Source organism: Pseudomonas sp. FW305-96 (assembly GCF_058783825.1).
This window is the reverse complement of sequence record NZ_JBYSYW010000024.1, coordinates 1-18,364: the sequence shown is the minus strand read 5'-3', so window position 1 is coordinate 18,364 and position 18,364 is coordinate 1. Positions and strand designations below refer to the sequence as shown.

General features: G+C 60.3%; 20 protein-coding genes. 10 read left to right on the top strand and 10 right to left on the bottom strand.

Annotated elements, in window-relative coordinates; translation table 11 throughout:
• Positions 1 to 8: 8 nt before the first annotated feature.
• On the top strand, positions 9 to 371 hold the full coding sequence (locus AC3WL2_RS17745; protein WP_256582583.1) for a YwqJ-related putative deaminase: 363 nt from the start codon (positions 9 to 11) through the stop codon (positions 369 to 371).
• Positions 371 to 1,237, top strand: a complete 867-nt coding sequence (locus tag AC3WL2_RS17740; RefSeq protein ID WP_102683566.1) for a hypothetical protein — start codon at positions 371 to 373, stop codon at positions 1,235 to 1,237. Before AC3WL2_RS17745 ends, AC3WL2_RS17740 begins: the two co-directional genes overlap by 1 nt.
• On the opposite strand, the gene nfi is transcribed toward AC3WL2_RS17740, so the two are convergent.
• Positions 1,221 to 1,919 (bottom strand): deoxyribonuclease V, encoded by a 699-nt coding sequence (gene nfi / locus AC3WL2_RS17735; RefSeq protein ID WP_102683565.1) that lies wholly within the window; start codon positions 1,917 to 1,919, stop codon positions 1,221 to 1,223. The genes AC3WL2_RS17740 and nfi overlap by 17 nt on opposite strands.
• A 454-nt stretch (positions 1,920 to 2,373) precedes the next feature.
• On the opposite strand from nfi, the gene AC3WL2_RS17730 reads away from it, so the two are divergent.
• From AC3WL2_RS17730 to AC3WL2_RS17710, 5 genes are all read left to right on the top strand, one after another.
• Positions 2,374 to 2,931 (top strand): hypothetical protein, encoded by a 558-nt coding sequence (locus tag AC3WL2_RS17730; RefSeq protein ID WP_146022598.1) that lies wholly within the window; start codon positions 2,374 to 2,376, stop codon positions 2,929 to 2,931.
• A 177-nt stretch (positions 2,932 to 3,108) separates the two neighbouring features.
• The gene (locus tag AC3WL2_RS17725) at positions 3,109 to 3,444 is read left to right on the top strand and encodes a hypothetical protein (protein WP_146022599.1); all 336 of its coding nucleotides are present in this window, start codon (positions 3,109 to 3,111) and stop codon (positions 3,442 to 3,444) included.
• Positions 3,445 to 3,948: 504 nt separating this feature from the next.
• On the top strand, positions 3,949 to 4,641 hold the full coding sequence (locus AC3WL2_RS17720) for a transposase (protein ID WP_102683564.1): 693 nt from the start codon (positions 3,949 to 3,951) through the stop codon (positions 4,639 to 4,641).
• A gap of 163 nt (positions 4,642 to 4,804) precedes the next feature.
• Positions 4,805 to 5,308, top strand: coding sequence for a hypothetical protein (locus AC3WL2_RS17715; RefSeq protein WP_102683563.1), 504 nt, complete (start codon positions 4,805 to 4,807; stop codon positions 5,306 to 5,308).
• A 221-nt stretch (positions 5,309 to 5,529) separates the two neighbouring features.
• Positions 5,530 to 5,922, top strand: coding sequence for a DUF2846 domain-containing protein (locus tag AC3WL2_RS17710; RefSeq protein WP_031314530.1), 393 nt, complete (start codon positions 5,530 to 5,532; stop codon positions 5,920 to 5,922).
• Between the two features lie 119 nt (positions 5,923 to 6,041).
• Here AC3WL2_RS17710 and AC3WL2_RS17705 read toward each other — a convergent pair whose 3' ends face one another.
• The 8 genes from AC3WL2_RS17705 to AC3WL2_RS17670 all read right to left on the bottom strand — a co-directional run bounded on the left by AC3WL2_RS17705 (position 6,042) and on the right by AC3WL2_RS17670 (position 14,419).
• Complete coding sequence (locus AC3WL2_RS17705) at positions 6,042 to 6,605, bottom strand: glutathione S-transferase C-terminal domain-containing protein (RefSeq protein WP_102703526.1); 564 nt, start codon at positions 6,603 to 6,605, stop codon at positions 6,042 to 6,044.
• Positions 6,606 to 6,908: 303 nt separating this feature from the next.
• Entirely contained in the window at positions 6,909 to 7,556 is a 648-nt protein-coding gene (locus tag AC3WL2_RS17700) for an FMN-dependent NADH-azoreductase (RefSeq protein ID WP_102683561.1), read from the bottom strand.
• A 206-nt stretch (positions 7,557 to 7,762) separates the two neighbouring features.
• The gene (locus AC3WL2_RS17695) at positions 7,763 to 8,200 is read right to left on the bottom strand and encodes a PaaI family thioesterase (protein WP_102683560.1); all 438 of its coding nucleotides are present in this window, start codon (positions 8,198 to 8,200) and stop codon (positions 7,763 to 7,765) included.
• An 11-nt stretch (positions 8,201 to 8,211) separates the two neighbouring features.
• On the bottom strand, positions 8,212 to 9,288 hold the full coding sequence (locus AC3WL2_RS17690; RefSeq protein ID WP_102683559.1) for an acyl-CoA dehydrogenase family protein: 1,077 nt from the start codon (positions 9,286 to 9,288) through the stop codon (positions 8,212 to 8,214).
• A gap of 10 nt (positions 9,289 to 9,298) precedes the next feature.
• Positions 9,299 to 10,423, bottom strand: coding sequence for an FAD-dependent oxidoreductase (locus tag AC3WL2_RS17685; protein WP_102683558.1), 1,125 nt, complete (start codon positions 10,421 to 10,423; stop codon positions 9,299 to 9,301).
• A complete protein-coding gene (asnB, locus tag AC3WL2_RS17680) occupies positions 10,420 to 12,363 on the bottom strand; it encodes an asparagine synthase (glutamine-hydrolyzing) (RefSeq protein WP_102683557.1) in 1,944 nt (647 codons plus the stop codon). The genes AC3WL2_RS17685 and asnB overlap by 4 nt, the downstream gene beginning before the upstream one ends.
• A gap of 80 nt (positions 12,364 to 12,443) precedes the next feature.
• Positions 12,444 to 13,226 (bottom strand): enoyl-CoA hydratase-related protein, encoded by a 783-nt coding sequence (locus tag AC3WL2_RS17675; RefSeq protein ID WP_102683556.1) that lies wholly within the window; start codon positions 13,224 to 13,226, stop codon positions 12,444 to 12,446.
• A gap of 5 nt (positions 13,227 to 13,231) precedes the next feature.
• Complete coding sequence (locus tag AC3WL2_RS17670) at positions 13,232 to 14,419, bottom strand: hydroxymethylglutaryl-CoA synthase (protein WP_102683555.1); 1,188 nt, start codon at positions 14,417 to 14,419, stop codon at positions 13,232 to 13,234.
• A 584-nt stretch (positions 14,420 to 15,003) separates the two neighbouring features.
• On the opposite strand from AC3WL2_RS17670, the gene AC3WL2_RS17665 reads away from it, so the two are divergent.
• From AC3WL2_RS17665 to AC3WL2_RS17655, 3 genes are all read left to right on the top strand, one after another.
• Positions 15,004 to 15,900, top strand: coding sequence for a LysR family transcriptional regulator (locus AC3WL2_RS17665; protein WP_046856506.1), 897 nt, complete (start codon positions 15,004 to 15,006; stop codon positions 15,898 to 15,900).
• 501 nt (positions 15,901 to 16,401) lie between these two features.
• Positions 16,402 to 16,641: a hypothetical protein gene (locus tag AC3WL2_RS17660; RefSeq protein ID WP_102683553.1), complete on the top strand. Its 240-nt coding sequence runs from the start codon at positions 16,402 to 16,404 to the stop codon at positions 16,639 to 16,641.
• Between the two features lie 32 nt (positions 16,642 to 16,673).
• Positions 16,674 to 16,880 carry a DUF3077 domain-containing protein gene (locus AC3WL2_RS17655; protein ID WP_038705692.1) on the top strand — a complete coding sequence of 69 codons (207 nt, stop codon included), beginning with the start codon at positions 16,674 to 16,676 and terminating at the stop codon, positions 16,878 to 16,880.
• Positions 16,881 to 16,920: 40 nt separating this feature from the next.
• Here the strand turns inward: AC3WL2_RS17655 and AC3WL2_RS17650 are convergent, their stop codons facing one another.
• Positions 16,921 to 18,288 carry a TolC family outer membrane protein gene (locus tag AC3WL2_RS17650; protein ID WP_102683552.1) on the bottom strand — a complete coding sequence of 456 codons (1,368 nt, stop codon included), beginning with the start codon at positions 18,286 to 18,288 and terminating at the stop codon, positions 16,921 to 16,923.
• Positions 18,289 to 18,364: the final 76 nt, after the last annotated feature.

The window sequence follows — 18,364 nt, the reverse complement described above, 5'->3', positions numbered from 1 at the left end:
CGGCGCTTGTGGGGTCGAAGGGGTCGAGCAGTCATGTCATTCTCCTGATACATCAGTCGTCAAAGGAAAAGAAGGAAAAGGGGACAGATTTATTTTCCCTACCGCTGACACCTCAGGTTAAAGGAATGATTGAAAACCTTGTCAGCAATGGAAAGAGATTTGATGTCCAGAACGGTATTCCTGGGCTGCATGCCGAGGTCAGAGCGGTGAATAGCGCGCTTACTCGGTACCCCAAGGTATCAATTGATGATGTGAAAGTGGCCACCTACAAGCTGGCACCGAAGCAGGGTCAAGGGGATAAATTCGAGGCGTGCTCGAACTGTAGCGGTGTACTGAAGGATGCCGATGTGATTAGCGGAAGGAAGCACTGATGATTATCAAAAGAAATGCGATAAGCAACCAGGGCGGATTGTGGACTTTTCGGGGCGTGCCCTACACCGGGGGCGCGTTGGAACTCTCGAATGGTCATGTGGTTGGGGGAGGTATGTATGACGATGGCCGCTATGTTGATGTCTACCGTAGCGAGTTTATTGTTGGGGAGGTGCGTAATAGTATCGAAATGGAGCGAGACTATACGGGGGAGCAGTTTTATTGGGGAGATAGTGTCTACAATGGATTTTCCTATGAGTTCAGTGGAGATGTATGTGTCAGCGAGCGCTTGTATGAATATGGCTGGGTGATAGAGGAAGTAACATATTTCCCAGATGGGCAGTTGCGTACTGTCGAGATCGGGGAGGATGTTCCGCAGAGTTATGAGTGGTTCGAAGGCGGTGGACTGGAAGCGATGACGGTTCACCAGAATAATATTTTCATGTTTTCCTTGAAATTTTCTTTGGAAGGTCTGAAGCGGTTGACTCTGTTGGGTGACTACTTTTCTAAGCTACCGCAAGTGATCGGGTGCATAAGGTTTCCTGTGTTGCGTGATAAAGCGGAGCTCTCCTCTCTTAAGTGTGCGGCCCGGGTTTCACTCATTGGAGATGGTATTGACAAGGCTGTGGTTGATTACATTTTTATGGGCGACAATGAGCGCTGTATCAGAGAGTTAGAGCTGGATGGTGTCAATGGGACATCGGAAATTCTGCAGTGTTTGAAAAATTATCAGCAGTTGAGTGTATTGAAAGTTGTGGCTGCTAAGGATTGCGTTGACTGGTGGCGTGAAGGGTGCGTCCAGTTTCAGGTGCTTCGTCCCGAATGTGACGTATATTTAAATAATCGGAAGGTTAGTTTGGAGGGGTAATGGGGTGTTTGTTCTGTTCGTAGAATTGCCTTCCATATCGGTCTGCAAATCGGGTCGTTTCTGGTAGTCGATAGTTGCGTGTTGCATTCAATACCCAGTGACAGGCAGTTTCAAGGGAGATTCGGTGGCCGATTGAAACGAACACAGGTTTTACATGTTTTTGAGTCCTGAGCGCGGCTCCGATTAGTTCGTCGCCGTCGAACAGGCCTGATTGGCATCCCCTTTCATCAAGGGGAGGTGCGTATTCACCGATGAAGCGACTTTTGCCGCATCCAATAGTGGGTATGTCATAAAGTACCCCCAAGTGCGATGCCAAGCCAAACCGACGAGGGTGAGCTATACCTTGCCCGTCGCAGATGATCAGGTCAGGTCGGTGGGTTATAGTTGATAAGAGCTTCACGATTGAAGGCAGCTCTCTAAACGAAAAAAGACCAGGAATATAGGGAAACGAAGTCGTACCCGACCATGCATGCTCTTCGATGATTTCCAGGCTTTCTGCGTCAACCACAACAATGGAGGCGATCAGTGTATCGTTCTCTTTGTGGTAGGCGACATCAATGCCTGCGATACTAGAGATCGACCCAAGATGATCTTGCTTGACCACTAGTTTAGATAGTCGTATCTGTAGATCTATGGCTTCGCTTGGGGTTATATCCCAAGGGTGTTGTATGACTGGCTGCATGTGGACTGTTCTCGCTAAATCAAGCTGGTGAGATTGTTGTCAACGAACCGTCAGATTATGCCATTTAAGAGCCAAATGACTAGCTGATTTTACTATCGATCTGGGGCATGGAAAGCATGAAAGGGACTGAAAAATGGACAGATCTAGTTTGCCTGCTGTGAGCGGAAAAGGGGACAGATTTATTTTTACTACTCTAATTTCGGTTCCTGGCGGCGAACGGACCTAGCCTTCATGTAGATAGGGCGAGATTAGAGCAGGGAAAATAAACCTGTCCCCTTTTTGGAGTGGGTATAAAAAGATTATTTCTAAGGATGGTACGGTTACGGTGTTGACAAATGGTAGTAAGACGTATCGTTTTTACCCATCTGCGACTTCTACCGGTCAATCTTCGGCTTCCTTGACGGTTGAGGGTGGGAAGAAGCTGATCACTAAAAATACGGTTTAGTGGAGAGTGATGATGAATGTTTCGGCTGTGGCGTCGGACAAATTAAAAAATATGATTAATAACGTAGCAGATTATTTGAATTTTGAACTTGATCTTCCGTCTAATGTTTTTTTAGGTGAAGACTGGGGGGTTTGGTTTTTTGAACGGCCTTTGCTCAGTTTTGTTGATCTGTTCTCAGGTGTTGTAAAAAATAGCGTTTATAGCTTTTCCTCTGATGTGTTTATCAAGTTTTCAGGGGTGGAGGTTGTTGAGGGGTCATGCTATTTAATTTGTCAAGATGCCTGTGGTGCTGCGCTGTCGTCGAGCCGCCAGTCTGAGGATATTTTACAGAATAGCTTAGGTTATCCGATCTATTTTTTTAATTCGAAATTCGATTGGATAGCTGTTGAAAGTGCATATGAAGAATACGGTGTTATTGGTTTGAGAGGTTCGGATGTTAAAGGCTGCTTTGTTAATTTTCTGAGAGAGAATTTTATTTCGCAATCAGAGATGGCTTTGATTGCGGCCGGAAAATCGGCTGGTAGTAAGTCGGCTCGAAGTTTTATTTCCGCGTATGAAACTAAATAGGAAAAGGGGGCAGATTTATTTTTCCTACTCTAATTTCGGTTCCTGGCGGCGAACGGACCTAGCCTTCATGTAGGTAGGGCGAGATTAGAGCAGGGAAAATAAATCTGTCCCCTTTTTGGTCGTCCCCTTTTTGGTCAAGACTAAAGTGGCGCTGGAACAGAAAAGAAGGTTGCCAAAATGAATGAGTTTTCGAGCATTGATCGCCTCAGAGGGTTATTTGCTGAGATTGCTAAAGATAAAATTGAATGTCTTGAAGCGGATGGATTGCGGATAGATCATGGCGAAGACCTTTTTCTGCAAGTCGCAAAATACGGATCTCTATTGAGAGACTCTATTAGAAGACTTGAGGAAAGTGGTGTGGATGAGTTGGCGGTACAGTCTGCGTTGATTCATGTTCGGTTACATGCTATGAGCTTGTGTAGCTTTTTTGACGATATTGCTGAAGACGCAGAGCGGCTGTTGATTGAGGCCAAATGGCCAGATATACCAGAAGATTATATCACTCCGTTATGATCGGGCAAAAAGTGGAAAAGGGGACAGATTTATTTTTACTACTCTAATTTCGGATCTTGGAGGCGAACGGACCTTGCCATCATGTAGCTAGGGCGAGATTAGAGTAGTACTTTACTCAGGATGTTTTCTCTGAATTCGTGGAAGTATATTCCTGTTTGCAGGCTGAAGGATTTTCTCAATTGAATGAAGATGGGGTGATGATGTTGGTAGATGCCAGAGAGGTCATAGACTGCTTGGATGAGTTTGGATTGGTTAGCTTGGCGCAATAAAAATGCATGTGCTGTTCGGGAAGGACCGTTTTTCCATTTTGATTCCGGTGTCGATGAGGACGAAGGGGCGAGCAGTAATTAATGGCAGGTAGAATTAGTGGCGGAAAAGGGCGGAAAAGGGGACAGATCTATTTTTCCTACTCTAATTTCGGCCCTTGTGGGGTCGAAGGAGTCGAGCAGTCATGTCATTCTCCTGATTCATCAGTCGTCAAGGTGATCCAAGGAGGATGCCGTCATGCCTAGAGGTGGACGAGTACTGCTACCACACTGCCCGCATCATATTGTCCATCGGGGTCACAATCGACAGGTTGTGTTTGCGCAAGACACGGACTTTCAACGCTACTTAGCCGATCTCCGAGAGTTGAAGGATGCCTTTGGAGTGAAAGTCTATGCGTACTGCTTGATGACCAACCATGTGCATATATTGTTGGTTCCTGATGATGCTTGCGCAGGCCTTAGCCAGCTGATGAAGACGCTGGCGGCGCGAGCGACGCGCTATCGTAATCGACTAGAGGGTCGTTCCGGTACATTGTGGGAAAGTCGTTTTAAGTCCAGCATTGTGCAGTCTGACACCTACCTGTTGGCTTGTTGCCGCTACATCGAATTGAATCCAATCCGGGCGCGGATGGCAGTTGAGGCTGGTGATTATCCTTGGTCGAGTTATTCGATCAGGATGGGGGCTGCGAAACGACAGAATTGGCTTGATGATAATCCATTGTTTGAAGCATTGGGCGAAACTGAAGAACTCCGGCGCAAGCGCTACGCCGAGTTTGTGAGGCAGGCGATATCGGACGAAGAGCTTAGCCTGATTCGAGACGCTATTCAGCGAGGACAATTGACGGGTAGTAGCCGGTTCGTGGACGAGATCGCGCAGATCACTGGAAAACGTATTGAGCGAAGGAAGCAGGGCAGGCCAAAATTAGAGTAGAGAAAATAAATCTGTCCCCTTTTTTCTATGTCCCCTTTTTTCTAGTCCCCTTTTTTCTATGCGGAATATAGGTAGTTTATAGGCTGCTGGCAGTGGAGGGGAAAGAGCGTAGACATGGGCCTGTTTCATTTTTAACCGCACTTTTTCACATTGGCGCACGAACATGAAAATAATCAAATCCTTCGCGAAATTGACAGGGCTTAAAAGGTTTGCGGCTTGGCGAGCCGGCTGGCAGGAACCAGCGTCTGTTGACCTGTTTTCCTATATTGAAGATGTCGTCAGCCCAGAGGACAGTTTGATTTTTTGCAAATGGCTGTTCCCGGATTTCGTCGTGTTCGAGGATTCGGTGATACTGGAAATGAAATTTGACGAGCCCGCATTTCGTGTGTGGCTTGATCATTTTTCAGGCGATAAAGCCGGTGTCGAGAGGATGCTGAATCACACCCATCTGTACGATGTGTTTTCAGGGTGTGGATCTGCGGTGGACGAGGTGGTTTTCGAGCAACTGTCCAATGTGCTGGCTATGTCCTGGCGAATGGTGTTGAAGGCGCAATTTCCTGATAGGAGCTTCCACGTGGAGGCTATTAACTCTGATCAGGAGTATGGCCCGGTGGTCACGTTCCATGAAGTGCGTGCGACCGTCTCCATGTCGATGACCTCTGGATAGTGCCCCTGCCACGAATACGATCTTTGCTCCACGTCCTGAGACTGCAGATTGACGTCAAGATGATGTCAAATTAATATCGCCTCGCTCTGCCCACCCACCGTAAATGACTACCCTTTTCGTACGCAAGGAAGCCCCCTGTGATCAAGACCCTGTTCAAAGCTGCCGCCGTTCTCTCAGTCGCCCTGTTGTACGGCTGCGCCTCCACCCCTTCGGCAGACAAGATGCAGGCGGAAGTCGCCAACTACGCGCTGCCCAAGGCTGCGGTGGCCGACAAGGCTTTGGTCTATGTGGTCCGCCCCAGCAATGCCGGGATGATGGTGCGTTTCAACGTCTTCCTCGATGACAAGGAAGCCGATTCGGAAATGGGCTACAACCGCGGCAACCAGTACATCTATTTCTACGTGACACCGGGCACTCACGTGATCAGTTCCAAAGCCGAGAACTGGGCCGACATGACCGTGAATGCGAAGGCCGGCGAGGTCATCTACCTCAAGCAGGAAGTCGAGATCGGCGTGGTCATGGCGCGTAACAGCCTCAAGGTGCTGAGCGACCTCGAAGGCCGCTACCTGGTCAAGGACGCGGCGCTGGGCACCATCGCCAAAGAGAGCAAGTAAGCGCTGCCGATCCGTGTGGTGATCGGCATGAACAACAAGGGCGACCCTCGGGTCGCCCTTGTTGTTCATGCCGTGGAAAAAGGTAGAAGAAGGAGCGCGCTCCCAGCAACGCCAACTGCTCAGTTCAACCAGCTCAACGCCGGCCCCTGCGGCACGATCCGGGTCGGGTTGATGTGGTTGTGCGAGTAGTAGTAATGCAGCTTGATATGCGCCATGTCGATGGTGCGGTAGATCGCCGGGATCTGCGTCAGGCGCACCAGGTACTGGTACAGCGCCGGGTACTCGGCCAGGGTCTTGTGGTTGGCCTTGAAGTGCACGTAGTACACCGCCTCGTAGCGGATCAGCGTGGGCAGCAGGAACAGGTCCGACAGGCTCAGCTTGCCGCCCACCAGGTACGGCTGCTTGCGCAGCCGGTGCTCGAGGGTGTCCATGGCCGCGAAGAACTGTTTGTAGGCCTCGTCGTAGCTCGCCTGGTCCGGGGCGAAGCCCATGTGGTAGACCATGCGGTTGATGTTGGTGTGCAGCCACTGGTTGAGCTCGACGATGTCACAGCTGGAGCGGTCGGGCACCAGGTCGATCGGGGTCTTGGCCAGGGGCAGCAGGCGGGTGGCCATCTGCAGTGCCAGCTCGGCCGAATCGTTGTGCACGATGCGGTTCTGCTGGCGGTCCCAGAGCACCGGCACCGACTGGTTGCCGGCAAAGCCGGGGCGCGAACGCTCGTACAGGCTCGACAGCAGGGTGACGTCCTTGTGCAGCGGGTCCTGGTCGTGCTCGTCGAACTCCCAGCCCTGGTCGTGGGGGGGGGGGGCCCCCCCACCGAGGTGACGTCCAGTGCATCTTCCAGGCCCAGCAGGCTCTGCACCAGGTGCACCCGGTGCGAGAACGGGCAGGCGTGGGAGATGTACAGGTGGTAGCGGTTGGGCTCGGCCACCAGTTCGCTGAGGAACAGCTCCTGGACCGACGGGTTGTCTTGGCTGCGGGTCATCTTACCTCCCTACTGCGGTGGCCAGGCTTGGGCATGGGCGCTCGCCGAGGGCGGCGATGCTGTGCTGGATCTTCAGGTTGGCGGCGGCCAGGCCCGCGGCCAGGCTCTCTTCGCCCATACCCAGGCCTTCGGCGTAGATGAACTCGACGCTGTTCAGGCCGACGAAGCCCAGGGTCTGCGACAGCCAGCCGGCCAGGGTGTCGGTGCCCTGGCTGTAGACGCCGCCGCTGGCGTTGAGCACGTGCACCGGCTTGTCGTCGAGCAGCCCGACCGGGGCGCCGTCGACATAGGTGAAGGTGACGCCGCCGCGCACGATGTAGTCGACCCAGGTGTGCAGGATGGATGGTGCGCCGAAGTTGTAGCGCGGCAGGCCGATCACCACGCGGTCGGCTTCCTGGATTTCTTCGATCAGCTCGTTGGACAGCTTCAGCGCCGCAGCCGCCTCGATGCTGCTGGCGTCGCCGCCGAACAGGGCGTCCATGGTCACCGCATTGAGGTGCGGGATGGGCTGGGTGTGCAGGTCGCGCACCGCCACCGAAGCTTCGGGGTTGACCTCTTTGAGCTGCTTGAGGAAGTTGTCCACCAGTTGGCCGGAGAAGCCGCCGTCGGACTTGATCGAGGAGCGGATGACCAGGACCTTGTGATTCATTGCGCGAATCCTTTCTGTGATGTGTGTGATAGCCAGTCTTGAGCAATCGGGCGGGAGTGAAAAGCGCAGATAATCAGGGTATTACCCTTAAGGTTGTCATGTATCGCCAGGGGCTCTGGGCTGGAACGAGCGCGGGGGAAGCCTGCTCCCACAAATCGCGTGGGAGCGGGCTTGCCCCGCGATGAACGTGATGGGTGATTACGCCCTTACCACTCGCGCTTGAGCCTGAACTTGCTCAACTGCGCGCTGGCGATGCGGGTCTGGCTGCCGTCGGCGTTGACCCGCCAGGCCTCGGCCTGGGTGAACATCAGATTGCGACCGTCGCGGATCACCTTGGCATGGAACAACACCTCGGTATCGCGCGGCGTGGCCGACAGCAGCAGGGTGTTGAAACTGTTGGTCAGGGCGTACTCGTCCGGCCCCAGCAGGGGCAGGGTGGCGAGCATGCTGGTGACGTCGAGCATCGAGTAGATCACCCCGCCGTGCAGGGTCTGGCTCAGGTTGTCGATGGCATCGGTAACGGTCAGCCGGCAGGTGCACTGGCCGGGGGACTGTTCCAGCATTTTCAGCCCGCAGTAGCGCTGGTAGGCGTGTTCGAGCAGCGCGCGCGAGTGCGCGGCGGCGTGGTCGCTGATGGTGCTCATGGTGTGATCCTTCACAGGTGCCGGGCAATGATTTCCAGCATGATTTCGTGGGTGCCGCCGCCGATGGCCAGCAGGCGGGCGTCGCGGTGGATGCGTTCGACCAGCGAGGGCTCGACGCAGCCGTGGGCGCCATGCAGCTGCACGGCGTCGCGGGCCAGGGTTTCCAAAGTCTGCACGGCGCTGTTCTTGGCGATGGCGACCTGGTGCGCGTCCAGGGTGCCTTCGGCCTGGCGGGCCACGCAGGTGTCGACGAACTGGCGGCTGACCGTCAGCTGCGCGTAGTGCTCGGCCAGGCGCTGGCGGATCACCGACTTGTCGAACAGCGGCTTGCCGCCGACCTGGCGGCTCTTGCACCAGTCGATGGCGGCCTGCAGGGCCATGTCGGCGCTGGTGATGGCCATCACCGCCAGGTTCAGCCGCTCCTGCTGCAGGCTGGCTTGCAGCAGGCGGCCGACGCCGCCCTTGCCGGTCAGGCGCAGCGCTGGCACGTCCACAAGCTCCAGGTCGGCCAGCGGCAGGCAGCGCCAGCCCAGGGCCTGGCGCGGGGTGTGACGGATGCCGGCGGCGGAGCCTTCGACCAGGAACAGCGCCAGGCCGTCCTCGCAGTGGCCGACCATCAGCAGCCAATCGGCACGGGTGGCGTTGCAGATGAACGCCTTGTGCCCGTTCAACCGGTAGCCGTCGGCCTGGCGTGTGGCGCGGCACTCCAGGGCACGCAGGTCGGAGCCGGCCTGGCGCTCGGTGATCGCCAGGGCGATGCTCTGGCGGCCGTCGAGCACCGCCGGCACCAGGTCGTGGACGATCGGGTGGCCGGTGGCCTGCACTGCCTTGAGGCTGACGAAGTGCGAGCCCAGGCCCATGGTGATGCCCTGGGCGCCGCTGCGGGTCAGCTCCTCGATAAGCACCGCCACGGCCCGCGGGTCGTCCGGCAACTGGCGGTGGTCGTGGCCCAGGCCGAGCAGGCCGGCGGCGCCGGCCTCGCGGTTGAGCGTGGCCGGGTAGGCGCCGAGCTGCTCCCAGGCCGCCACGTTCGGCGTGATGCGCTCGCTGACGAAGGCCTGCAGGTGCTGGCGGTATGCGTCGGTCATGGCGATCTCCTCAGAACACCGTGGTCAGGGCCAGGTCGTGGAAGCGCTCGACGATCGGCCGGATCCGCGACGAGGTCATGGCACTGTCTTCCTCGAAGTAGTACAGGTCGGTCATGTCGCGCATCACTTCCAGCATCACCCGCGAACGCTCGGCGGCGCGGATCTCGTAGCGCTGCAGGGCACTGTCGAGGCGCTCGTCGCAGCAGCCGACCAGGGCCTGGGCGAGCATGAAGGCGTTCTCCAGGCCCAGGGTCAGGCCGTAGCCGAGGGTCGGCAGCATGGCGTGGATGCTGTCGCCGAGCATCACCACGCGGCCGTTCTGCCAGCAGCCGGCGCCGGTCAGGGCCATCATCTTGTGGGTGAGGATCTGCTCGTGCTCGGTGGCTTCCATCATCCGCACCACATCCGGCGGCAGGTCGGCGAACAGCCGCACCAGGCCGTCGCGGTCGAGCAGCGGCTGGTTGCGGTGCTGGTAGGCGGCGAACCAGTAGCGGTACGGGCGGTCGGCCGCCAGCGGGTAGGTGACCACCCGCGAGAACTCCGAGGCGAAGATCTGGCAACGGTCGGGCAGCAGCAGCGGCGAGTCGAACTCGACCATGCCGCGGCTGGCCACCAGGCCCGTGTCATAGGGCGTCAGCCCCGGCTCCAGGCACTGGCGCACGGTGGAGCCGACGCCGTCGCTGCCGATCACCAGGTCGAAGTCTTCCTGCTCGCCGTTGCTGAAGGTGACCCGCGCCTGTTCGCCGACCTTCTCCACCTTCTCGCAACCCATCTGGTAGCGGATCTGCCCCGGCGCCAGGCGTTCGCGCAGCAGGCCGAACAGCTCGGGGCGTGGGAACATCACCGCCGGCGCCGGGATCCCCAGGCCGTCCGGGCGTACCGGCTGGCTGTGGATCAGGCGACCGTCGCGGCCATGGGTGTCGAGGAACTCGATGGCCTTGCCGCGGCCGATGAAGCTGGTGTCGTTGAACAGGAAGCGCAGCACCTGCACGCCCTGGGGCCAGACGTAGATGCCGGTGCCCGAGTCGCGCGGGCCATGGGCCCGCTCGTACACCGTGGCCTCGAGGCCGAAGCGCTTGAGAATCAGGGCGCAGGCCAGGCCATTGAGGCCGGCGCCGATGATCGCGATCTTCATGCGGCCACCTCGCTCAAGGTGTTCCAGCTCTGGCCGCTCATGCGGTAGCGGCGCTGCAGCAGGCACAGGCTGGTCAGCTCCATCAGCATCGGGTCGAGCAGGCCTTGTTCCTGGGCGCTGAGGGTCGGCAGTTGCTTGAGCAGGCTGCGTACCTTGGCCGCGTCGAAGAACGGCAGCGCGTCCAGGTCACGGCTGTGCAGGGTGTCCTGCACCAGTTGCCACAGGCGGCCTTGCTGCTGCAGGGTGGCCGGCGGCGCGCGGAAGTAGTGCTTCTTGCGCTCGTACAGGGCCTTGGGCAGGTAAGGGCGCATGGCTTCGCGGAACACGTACTTCTCGGTGGCGCCGCGCACCTTCATCCACACCGGCAGCTGGCAGGCCAGTTCGACCACGTGGTGGTCGAGCAGCGGCACGCGGCCTTCGATGCTGTTGGCCATTTCCATGCGATCGCCCAGGGTGGTGAGGACGAAGTTCGGCAGGTACGACTTGGCCCACAGGTACATGGAGTTGTGCACCGGGTCGCGGTCGGCGAGCTTGCCGTGGTCGAGGCGGTCGAAGAACTGGCGGTACGGGTCGACGCCGGTGAAGTGGTCGCGGAAGTCGCCGCGGTACAGGCTCTCCAGGGCCTTGAACCAGCCGGCCTGGTTGTCCAGCCACGACACGCCGTGCTTGAGCTGGTCGACCATCCAGTGGATGTCGTGGGGCATGTGCGCGTTGGTGTAGCCCTGCTCGTTGGCCTGGATGCGCTGGCGCAGCAGGTCGATGACTTTCGGGTCTTGTTGTTCGTTGTTGTACAGCAGCATGTCGCGGCGGAAGTGCGGGTAGCCGGCGAACACTTCGTCGGCGCCTTCGCCGGTCAGCACCACCTTCAGGCCGGCCTTGCGCACTTCCTTGCTGAGGATGTACTTGGCCACGCCGTGGGCGTTGAAGAACGGCGTCTCGTTGTGCCATACCGCCTGCTCGAAGTTATCCGCCAGGTCGTCCTGGGTGATCTCGATGGTGTGGAAGCGCGCGCCGTTGTGCTCGGCGGCCATGCGCGCAAAACGGTTCTCGTCGTAGTCGTCCATGTCGGTGAACGACAGGTTGAAGGCATCCAGCGGCTCGCCCTTGAGGGCGGTGGCCATGCCCAGCATCGCCGAGGAGTCGATGCCACCGCTCAGGTACACGCCCATCGGCACGTCGGCGCGCAGGCGCAGGCGCACGGCTTCTTCGATGGAGGCACGCACGGCCTCGATCATGCCGGCCTCGTCGCTCGGCGCCGGGGTGTCGCGGCGGGCGAACTCCATGTCCCAGTAACGGCCGCTGTGCAGGCCGCCGTGGTCGACCATCACCCAGCAGCCCGGCTGCACGCTGCGCACGCCTTCGAACAGGGTGTGGTCGCGCAGGTAGAAGGCGCGGCTGGCATAGGCGTTCTCGTCCCAGGTCGGGTTGACGCCGGCGGCCAGCAGGGCCTTGATCTCGGAGGCGAAGTACCAGTTGCCTTCGTGCTGGGTGTAGAACAGCGGCTTGATGCCCAGGCGGTCGCGCACCGCTAGCATCAGGCGGCGACGACGGTCGAACAGGACCATGGCGAACTCGCCGCGCAACTCCTTGAGCCCGGCCATGCCGGAGCGGCGGTACAGGTGCAGGGCGATCTCGCTGTCCGAGGCGGTCTTGAAGATCGCGCCTTCGGCCTGCAGCTCGGCGCGGATGCGCTCGTGGTCGTAGAACTCGCCGTTGACGATCACCGCCAGGTCGCCTTCGTCGGCGACGATCGGCTGCATGCCGTTGTCCAGGCCGATGATGCTCAGGCGGGTATGGCCAAGCACGGCGCGCTCGCCCGGGTCACGCCACAGGCTGTGCTCGTCCGGGCCGCGGTGGTTGATGGCGGCCAGGGCGTCGAGGATCGACTGGTCGCTGATGCTGTTGCGTTTGGACTGGTAGACACCGATGAAACCACACATGGCAAAATCCTTTTCTCATAGGTCGGGCGTCGTCGGCGACGCCGGAACGGCGCGGGCTTCGTGGTCCGCGCACCCAGGGTTCATTGCGCCCAGTCGGGGCGGCTGCGTTCGAAGAAGGCGGCAAGACCGTGCTGGCCCTCGCTGGAGGTGCGCAGGCGGGCGATCAGCTGCAGGTTGCAACCCTGCTCGTCGAGCAGGTGGTCGCGGCCTGCCAGGCGCGCCAGCATCTGCTTGATCTCGCGACTGGCCTGGGGGCCGGTCTGCAGCAGGGTGGCCAGCCAGCGGTCGCGGGCCTGCTCCAGCTCGGCGGCGGGCACCAGGCGGTGGACCAGCTGCAGGCGCAGCGCGTCCTCGGTGCCGAACACCTCGGCCGAGAGCATGTAGCGCCGTGCCTGGCGCACGCCCATGGCGCGCACCACGTAGGGGCTGATCAAGGCCGGGGCCAGGCCCAGGCGCGCCTCGCTGAAGCAGAACCGCGCATCCTCGGCGGCCAGCACATGGTCGGCGCAGCACAAGAGGCCCAAGGCCCCGCCGAACACCGCGCCGCGGGCCAGCATCAGCACCGGCACCGGGAAGTCGTCCAGGCGCTGCAGGACGTTGGCCAGCAGGCTGGCGTCCTCCAGGTTGCGCGCATGGTCGAACTCGCGGCTGCGGCGCATCCACTCCAGGTCCGCTCCGGTGCACAGGTGCTCGCCGGCGCCGTCGAGCACCAGGGCGCGCAGCCCGGGGTGCTCGACGAGGGCCTGCAACTGCTCGTGCAAGGCCCCGAGCAGGGCCTCGTCGAGGGCGTTGCCGGCATGCGGACGGTTCAGGGTCAGGCAGGCGACCGCAGGTTGCGGCCAGCTCAGCAGCACGTCGCTCATGGTCGTCAGCTCGCCATCTTCAGGGACAGGGCGGTGCTCTCGTACTGACGGCGGTAGCCCTCGCAACCGCCGTAGCGGAACGCGCCGCCGGTGACATATGGCGTGCTGTAGTCGGCCACGGCCGGGTGGTTGTCGCCGTAGAACCAGGCGCTGTACTGCTCATGGCCCAGGCGGGTGCGGCTGGCCAGCATGCGCGCATGCGCCTTGCGCCGCGAATGGGCCTGGTAGCCCGGCACCACGGTGGCGCTGAAGAACTCGCCGACGCTGCCCGAACCGTAGCTGAACAGGCCGATGTTGCGCCCGGTCAGGTCCTCGTCGCTATTGTCCAGCAGCGACAGCAGGGCGATGTACAGCGAGGCGGTGTAGCAGTTGCCGATGGCCTTGCCGTACAGCTGGCTGGTGGCGTAGGCCTTCTCGCCCAGGGCCTTGGCTGCTTCAGGCTCGATCGCCTCGAACACCGAGAAGGCCTTCTTCGCCATCTTGGTGAACGGCTGGTGGAAGCACAGGAAGCTCATGTCCTCCAGGCCCAGGCCGCCGTCGGCGCGGTAGCTCTGCCAGGCGTTGCGCAGCGACTCCAGGTAGACCTCGATCGACAGCTTGCCGTCGACCAGCGCGGTGCTGCGCAGGTTCGGCCGCCAGAAGTCCGAGACGTCCAGGCTGTAGCGGCCCTGGTGCGGGTGCAGTTCCAGCAGGCGCGGGTTCTCGGCCACGATCATGGCCACGGCGCCGGCGCCCTGGGTGCATTCGCCCTCGGAGTTCTGCTCGTAGCGGGCGATGTCGGTGGCGATCACCAGCACCTTTTCGTGAGGACGCTGGGCGACCAGCGCACGGGCCATCTGCAAGCCGGCGGTGGCGCCGTAGCAGGCCTGCTTGAACTCCACCACGCGGCAGTCGGCGCGCAGGCCGAGCAGGCTGTGGACGAACAGGCCGGCGGCCTTGGACTGGTCGATGCCGCTCTCGGTGGCGAGGATCACCGTGGCGATCGAGGCGCGGGTGGCGTCATCGAGCAGCGGCAGGGCGGCGTTGGCCGCCAGGGTCACGATGTCTTCGTCCGGGGCCGGCACGGCCATGAACTCCTGGCCGATGCCGACCAGGTACTTCTGCGGGTCGATACCGTGCCGTTCGGCAAGTTCTTCCAGTGCGAAAAAGTGTTGCGGTACAGACAGCCCAATATCATCAATGCCGATTTTCATGTGTATGCCCAATTATTTTTCACTGTTGAAAAAATCCCAAAATACACAACCGGTCTTGTTGTTCCGGTGCCAGTCCCTGCTGGCCATTTAATTATTGCGGCTGAAGCTTTTGCCAAAAAAAGCGAATAATTCAGATGGGATTGATGACGCCTGTTCATGGTTTTCCGGGTGCGGAAAGTTTGCATTTTATTTATCGCGCGCAGGCGTGCGCCCCGTGATTCCACGCGGCTTATGCAAAGGGGTGATGAACAGATTGTCGAACAATAGGGCAATTAAAATTTTCAATTGTTTTAATATGAAAATTTTATGGCGGTGTTGTCGCCTGATTGACCTGTTGTTTCGGCTATATATTTATGCCGTATCGCTTGTGCATATCTGCATGGTCGGGACTTCCTTGTCCATTATTCATCCATTAGTGCCAGGCACTGTGCGGGACGTTGTTGTCGCACGAAGCGTGCCTGGGCGAATAGTGACAAAAAGTGCGCGCATCGCGGCACGGTCTTCATGTGTTGGCGGCAGCTGTGGTACAACGCCGCAGGACAAAGGATTCGTCGCCCGGTTTCCGGGCACACAAGGAGGTAGTGGTGTTTTCCAAGATCAGTCTCGATCAGTGGCGCGCGTTCGTCTGCACGGTCGAGTGCGGCGGTTTCCAGCAGGCCGGCGAGCACATGTACAAGTCGCAGTCGGCGATCAGCCATTCGGTCAACCGCATGGAAATGCTCCTGGGCCAGGAGCTATTCATCATCGAAGGGCGCAAGGCCGTGCTCACCTCGCTGGGCAAGGCGCTGTTGCCTCAGGCCAAGCACCTGCTGGGCGCGGCGCAGAAACTCGAGCACCTGGCCAACCAGTACCAGCCCGGGTTGTTCACCGAACAGGCGCTGGCGGTGGATGTGCTGTTCCCCATCGAATTGCTGCAGCAGGCATTGCAGGAGTTTGCCCTTGAGTACAAGGATCACCGTATCCGCCTGTACGAGACGGCGTTGTCCGGGGCTCGCGAGTTGCTCGAGGACGGCAAGGTCGAGCTGGGCATCGCCAGCAGCCTGCCCTCGGGGTATCTGCAGGAGTTCTTGCTGAATGTCTCGTTGATCTGTGTGGTGGGGGCCAGCCACCCGCTCAGCGAGGCGCAGGGCGAGTTGAGCCTGGACGACATGAAGAACCACCGGCAGGTGGTGATCCGCGATTCCGGCACGCGCAATTCGCAGAACAGTGGTTGGCTAGGGACCTCGCAGCGTTGGACGGTGAGCAGCCTGGCGGCGGCCGAGAGCTTCGTCGAGCGGGGGATGGGCTTTGCCTGGCTGCCGGAGCATCGGGTGCAGCAGGGGTTGGCGCAAGGGCGGTTGGTGCGGGTCAACCTGCAGCATCAGCGGGAGCGGGAGGTGCCGATGTACATGGGGTATCCCGAGGAGTACCGGCACAGTCCCGAGGTGCGGTTGCTGGCGCAGATACTGCGGGAGCGGTGCCGGGAGTATCGGCCGGGGTGATGGGGCTTGGGCCAGGTGCTTGGCGTCATTGTCGTAGCGCCTGAGTAATCGAGCGCCGCTGACGCGGCGCATCGCCGGCAAGCCGGCTCCCACCCCGACCGCGCCGCCCTCAAGCCAAGCGCCGTTCCTGTGGGAGCTGGCTTGCCAGCGAAAGGGCTGCGCAGCAGCCCCGGCGATCTGTCGGATCTTTCCGAACCTGAAACCAAATGCTTCAGCCAGCAAAGCTTGGGAACTATCCTACGCGCTTGCCGGAAGCTGCTGCGTTGTCGGGGAAATACCCCACGGATAACTTCACTGGGTCGCCACACCAGGTGACCGGGTGTGAGAACCCGAGGCGTAAATTATCGGCAATCCAGTTATGGCAGCCGTGCCCGGGCAGACTTCGGTCTGGCCGAGTTTCTCTTGCGCCTCGGTTTCTCACCCCGTGCACGGCTGCCACCCTTTGTCCCGTGAGAAAGGCGCCGGAGGGCAGCATTCTTGAACCGCGCAGGAGTGTTGACTATGAAAAAGATCGTCCCAGACCCACCGCGTCTAGCCCCCTTCATCGCTATCCGCCCGACCCTCACCCGCGAAGAAGCCATGACCGCCGCCGTCGAAGTGGCCACGGCTATTTCTGATGTCCTCGATATCTACTTCAAGACCGAACCTGGCGAAACCCAGAACCGCCTGTTCACCGCCAGCGACTACCTTGGCCAGCTTGCCTGTGCCTTGCTCGAACACAAGCCGCAGGTGCAGCCATGACCAACGCACGTACCGCAGGCCGGACCCGTTGCATGGACCTGTTCAAGGTCGAGCCGGGCATTCCCTTCGCGGATGCCTTCAGCGAGTTGTCGGTGCTGCTTGGCTGCATTCGCCACCTCACCTGCGAGGCCGAGATGGAAGGCGACCTGATGGCGGGCAGCGCAGCGCGCATGTTGAGCGCCATGGCCAAGGCGTTGATTGATGATATGGAGTTGGGGATGAATAACAGGACTCGATAAAACGTTGGGGCCGCTGCGCGGCCCCGACGATCCCAATGCTTCACCCGCGCAGATCACTCGGCAGGAAATCCCGCTCCGGCTCGTAATCCAGCTTCAGGTACCCCGCCAATTCGCGCAGGTCCTCCGGGCTCAGGCTGCCAGCCTGCTGCTTGAGCCGCAGGCTGTCGACGATGTACGCATAGCGCGAGACGTTGTAGTCGCGCACCGCGTTGTACAGGTCGCGCTGGGCATCGAGGATATCGACGATGTTGCGGCTGCCCACCTCATAACCCGCCTCGGTCGCCCGCAACGAGCCCTGGCTGGAGATGATGCTCTGGCGCCGCGCGCGCACCTGCTCGACATCGCTGACCACCGCGCGGAAGGCATTGCGCGACCCTTCCAGCACCTCGCGTTCGAGGCTGGTGCGGCCGTACTCGGTGCGTGCCAGCTCATGGGTAGCCTGGCGCACCCGCGCGCTGGTGCCGCCGCCGCTGAACAGCGGCAGCTTCATCTGCACCATCACCGAGCTGTCGCGCTGGTTGCCGGGGCGCTGGCCGAAGTGCGCACTGGAGTCCATCAGGTCGCTGTCACCCTCGGCGTAGCCCATGGCCAGGTTGAAGGTCGGCAGGTGATCGGCCTTGCTGCTGCGCAGGGTCTGGCCGGCCTGGCTGACGGCGGCCTGGCTGGCGCGCAGGCGCAGGTTCTGCGCCATGGCCTGTTCGACCCAGGCCTCGGCGCGCTCGGGCACCGGCGCCTGCACCGGCAGGCTGTGACGGATCCCGGCCAATGCCGGCTGGGCCTGGCCGGTCAGGCGCATCAGTGCCTGGTAGGCGTCCTCGCTGCGGCGCTGGCTGTCGATCAGGTTGGCGCTGGCGCGGTCGAAGCTGGCCTGGGCCGAGAGCATGTCGTTCTGGTCGGACAGGCCGGCGTCGTAGCTCAGCCGGGTCTGTTGCAGCTGGCGGTCGAAGGCGCGCAGCTCGGCCTTGGCGGTGGCCAGGTTGTCCTCGGCCAGCAGGGTGTCGAAGTAGCTGCTGGCGGTGTCGAGGATCAGCTGCTGCTGGAATGCCGAGAAGTCCAGTTCGGCCTGTTCGTTCTCGGACTGCGCGGCCTTGTAGTCGAACCAGCGGCTGAGGTCGAACAACGGCTGGTCGAGGCTCAGGCGGTACAGGCTGCCGCTGCGTTGCTCGACCTGGCGGCGGTCGCTGCGCACGTCGCCGGCCTCGGCATCCAGGGCCACCTGCGGCAGCAGGCGGGCGCGGGCCAGGGGCACGGCCTCGCGGCGGGCCAGGTAGTTCTCGCGGGCGGCGGCCATGTCGCTGTTGTGCTCGACCACCTGGGCGTACACCGACATCAGCGTCGCACGCTCGGCGGCAACGGCCTGGGCCAGGGGCGCCAGCAGCAGCAGGGGCAGAAGGGTCTTACGTAGCATGTCGTTTCTCTTTATTCGGGCCGGCCGCTCCCAGGGGCAGCCGGTCATGGCTGCCACAGGGGAGGGCGGGCTAAGG